The following is a 1174-nucleotide window of genomic DNA, read 5'->3' on the forward strand; positions in this document are numbered from 1 at the left end:
CTTGCTGCCAGGGCCAGTTGTGGGGCAGGTGCAGGGTGATGCGTCGGGCTGAGCGGGCGATGCGGGCCGGGACGTGGATCAGGTGGGTGCGGAGGGTGGCGGTGGTGGCCTTGGCGTGGAACGCGGAGGTCAGGGCACCGGCGGCCCGCAGCAGGTTGTAGGTCATCGCCCACAGGGTGAGCCAGGCCGCGTTGGCGTTGAAGTGTCCGGACGGCAGATGGGCGAGGGCGCCGGCCTTGCTGTCCGCGATGACCTGCTCGATCACGGCATGGTGGCGGTGTTCCCGCTCGGCCTGGAGCGTCGGGGCCGGCTGGTCGGTGAGGAAGGGGTGGTAACGCCAGACGGGAAACAGCTCGCCCTGCTCGCCCACAACCGGCGGTTTGGCCAGGTCACGGACCCGCCGCACGATCAGCCGGGCGGTGACCCGGTCTGCTTTCTTCCGGCTGGCGAACGCGGTGTATTCGGGTAGTTCGGCGACTTCGGCGTCCGAGATGAGTTCGCCGGTCTCGGGGTCGGGCACCGCGGTCGGGTAACTGATCTGCTGCCAGGCACTGTCGGGAATGCTGTGGACGGCCCGCTTGATGGAGGGGTTCATCCCGGTGGTGAGCGAGAAGTGGGCACCGGCCCGGCGGCAGGCGGCGATCACCCCGGCGTTGTAGAACTGCGAATCGGCCCGCAGGATACGGGTCCCGGTGCAGCCGGCCTCGACGGCGGTGGCCAGGGCCTCGCCCACGAATTTCGGGGCACCCCGGGAGTCTGCCGCTTTGCCACGTCGCATCCGCACCGTCGCGATCACCGGCCTCGACTGGGGGGTGCAGATCGTGGCGAGGAGAGGGTGCAGGGTGCGGATGCCCTTGAACCGGCCGTACTCGGCGCCCTGTTTGGTCCGGCCGTAGACGCGTTTATGGGTGGAGTCGACGTCGATGAACGCCATCGCGTCCGAGCCGGGCAGCAGCGGGGTGTGTTCGGCCAGTTGCGCGAGGAACCTGCGGTGCACGGCGTGGAGTTGAAGAGCATGACCATGGGTGAACGCACGCAGGAACGTGCCGAGCGTGGTCGGGGCGCGCATGCCACCGAACACGGCAGGCATCGCCCCGTGGCGCAACATCGCCAGGTCATCGATGCTGTCCGCACCGGCTGCCATGCCCGCGACGATGCTGGTGACCTTGGCATC

The 1174-nt window shown here is 69.1% G+C and carries 1 protein-coding gene; it reads right to left on the reverse strand.

The features are described from left to right. The coding region (locus E6P78_RS32525; protein WP_346765640.1) for an IS1380 family transposase at positions 1-1144 on the reverse strand (1144 nt) is incomplete at its 3' end. Positions 1145-1174 lie beyond the last annotated feature (30 nt).

Source organism: Streptomyces sp. A0958 (genome assembly GCF_004795035.1).
Lineage (GTDB): Bacteria > Actinomycetota > Actinomycetes > Streptomycetales > Streptomycetaceae > Streptomyces.